Origin of the sequence: Gilliamella sp. Choc6-1 (assembly GCF_001690385.1) — a bacterium.
GTDB classification, from domain to species: Bacteria; Pseudomonadota; Gammaproteobacteria; order Enterobacterales; family Orbaceae; genus Gilliamella; species Gilliamella apicola_A.
On the sequence record NZ_LZHI01000047.1, the window covers coordinates 1 to 2639 of the forward strand.

General features: G+C 39.4%; 1 protein-coding gene and 1 CRISPR repeat array. The gene reads right to left on the reverse strand.

Features of this window, described 5'->3' with window-relative positions; genetic code table 11:
• On the reverse strand, positions 1-1449 hold a 1449-nt coding region (locus A9G36_RS07080; protein ID WP_141670630.1), incomplete at its 3' end, for a type VI secretion system Vgr family protein.
• Positions 1450-1984: 535 nt separating this feature from the next.
• A CRISPR array of direct repeats spans positions 1985-2380; the repeat unit is 29 nt; unit sequence CGGTTTATCCCTGTGTATACAGGGAACAC.
• The last annotated feature ends 259 nt before the right edge of the window (positions 2381-2639 follow it).

Here is a 2639-nt window from a genome sequence, read left to right on the forward strand (position 1 = left end):
ATCTGTTAGGTCAAAGTTAAATTTAACCCGGTAGCGCCCTTGGGTATCAATATAGCCATAGGTGTCATTATCGGGACTGGTGACCCGTGCCGGTAAGGTGCCACTGACTTGTGGCCAAGCAAGGGGCGCTGGGCGATACGGTTTTAATACCTTAAAAGGTATCGCAGTAAAACTGAGCTGGTAAGCATCAGTGCGGCTGCCGCTGCCCGTAACACTTAAAATAATAATGCCTTCATCAATATCAATCAGCGGGGCGCCATTAAGGCTAATGAGTTGCCCAGGAGCAAGGTTATAACGGTTGCTTTTGCCTCGGATAATTATTTGTTCACTGATTGCTTGTTCATGGCGAATACGTGCGTACCAATTGCCACTTTCTGGGGTGCTATTAAGGTGGTAATCATTATCCTTATTTTGTGCATCATCGTTATTCTCGCTCATCCCCCCATTTTGCTCACTTTGAATATTTTTATAAATTTTGTTGGGGCTATTTTTTTGACTACCTGAACTGACACTGGCACTACCTGCATATTGATAGTGCTCGCCATAACGGTAGTCGGTGCCGTTAGTGGTGCGGTCATCGGGTTGGCTATTGACCTCGCTAAGTAAGTTGGCTTTGGCATCACGGTAGTTGTAATCTTTCACTTTAACCGATGATGCCACCGTTTGGCTGTGCATGCTAATATCCCAAACGCTTTCAGTGCCACCGTCCAAGGTGCCGCTGGGTAATTTGTAATCAATATGGGCAACTTGGTCATAACCTTGTTCGTAATCGCTTATCACCATTACGTCGCAGTCGTGCTCGGCATGGCTTTCAAAGCGAAACCAGATACCCACATCCGCCATTAAGCGTTGTATAAATTCAAAATCGCTTTCTTGCCATTGGGTGATAAATTCCCTGGCTGGGTAGTGCTCTTTAAGTTCAAGGCGGTAGTCTATGCCATTAAGTCCGTGGCTTCTAAGTATTTGTTCAACCACGCTTACTACGCTTTGGTTCTGGAATATGGCACAGTTGCGGTTTAACGTTAGTCTAGCCAGTCGTGGCGATAAGACCACTTGATAATGCGCTTCTTCTTTATTCACCGATAATTGGCTAAACTCGGTGATAATACCATAAACCTTGCGGGTGCTTTTATCATTGGTAAAATCACCCAAGGCACGGATTGCAGAACTGAGCGCATCGCTTACAACAGAATTAAATGAGAAAGTAGCCGGTTGGTTTAAAAAAGCATCGGTAGATAGGGTTTTATTGGCACTGGTAAAAGTAATGGTGTAATGCCACAGCTGGTTTAAGGCCTCTTCGCCTTTGACGTTTAACACCGATATAGGAGCGCTGAGTTCATCAATGGTTAGTGTATAACGGTTATGGCTAACTTTATTGGTTAATTGGCTAAGCAAATCTTTCCCTGCTTGTCCTGCTTGTTCGACTATTTTATCTAAATGTTTTACCATTTTTTTCCCTTATTATTGTTCTCATTCAATTTAATAAGTGCGTTTTACCCCATTAAATGGATTAATGATTAGTTGTTTTAAGGGGGGCATGAATAGATAGCCATAAATCTGGCGTTGAGGATTGTTACATTGATAGCGTGATTGCTTTGTTTTTATTAGAAAACCAAACCGTAAGGGACAATAATCAAATTTATTGTGAATAAACCAATGCAAATGAATGAATATCATGCTGCATAATGTGGGCATTTGATATACTAACAACCGAGACATCCTTAACTATACTACCTTGCTACTTATTTTTATTTAGTTTTGTCATATTTATCTGCTTTTATCGGTAATTTTAATAATCAATAATGATAACTAAAATTGGGCATAAAAATTACACGATTTTTACACAATTTGCAATATTTAACTGAAGTTAATTTATTGAAATTTAAGATAAGCTTAGTGAGTCATGTTTTTTTAGGTTGCTGCTTTTAAGCCCACTTAAAATTTTATCAATTAAGTGGGGTTAGGGTTTTCGCATTAAGATAAAGGGGGGATCCCTGTGTATACAGGGAACACTTGTGGATTATCACGTGTAAAACCATTTTTTCCGGTTTATCCCTGTGTATACAGGGAACACATTTTGACTTTAGCGATCTCGTATTTTTCTGTCGGTTTATCCCTGTGTATACAGGGAACACGCGCGATATAAAGTTAGTTCCGGCGAAAATCAGCGGTTTATCCCTGTGTATACAGGGAACACTTTCGTTAAAGGAATGACAGCCTCTGCACCACCGGTTTATCCCTGTGTATACAGGGAACACATGTTGATTTTAAATTAACCGAAGTGGCCGAACGGTTTATCCCTGTGTATACAGGGAACACGAAAACGCCAGCAAAAACGTAAAAATATGCTGCGGTTTATCCCTGTGTATACAGGGAACACTCTAATTGTAGCTATCTGTTTTATTTACAGTTATAGCGACCAACAAATTCTACCAGATTTTTTAAATTTTTAAAGATTTTTAACTTATTGATTTTTAATAAGTCGTAAGTAGGCTTTTTCCAATTTCTATCGCTCCACCAAGAAACACCAATTTTTAATTTAAATTCAAAAAGATATAAATATTCGAATGTACCTAAACAAAAAATATTGTCTTTTACTTTCGTATTAGCGTGAGCTTTGCCCTACTTATTTATGGTGT